A 263-nucleotide genomic window follows, 5' to 3' on the forward strand; every position below is an offset into this window, starting at 1 on the left:
GGTATACCTGGCCGAGTCGTTATTCAAAATGGAGTAAAAATCGGTCAAGAATTAAATCATTCTGACCTTCCAGACCCAATTTTTGATAAGTTAAAGGTCATGGAAGTAGAACTTGATAAATTGAAAAAACAACTTGAAGTAAAGGTAGAAAGGAAGGATAAAAATGACTATTCACATTTATAATACGTTAACACGTCAAAAGGAAGAGTTTACTCCATTAGAAGAAAATAAGGTAAAGATGTATGTGTGTGGACCTACAGTTT

1 pseudogene is annotated in these 263 nt (G+C 33.1%); it reads left to right on the top strand.

Going from position 1 to position 263, the window contains the following annotated elements:
• Positions 1-183: pseudogene (locus SB717_RS36895) on the top strand (serine O-acetyltransferase); the annotation flags it as partial.
• Between the last annotated feature and the right edge of the window lie 80 nt (positions 184-263).

Source organism: Priestia sp. SIMBA_032 (assembly GCF_046535215.1).
Taxonomy (GTDB): domain Bacteria; phylum Bacillota; class Bacilli; order Bacillales; family Bacillaceae_H; genus Priestia; species Priestia aryabhattai.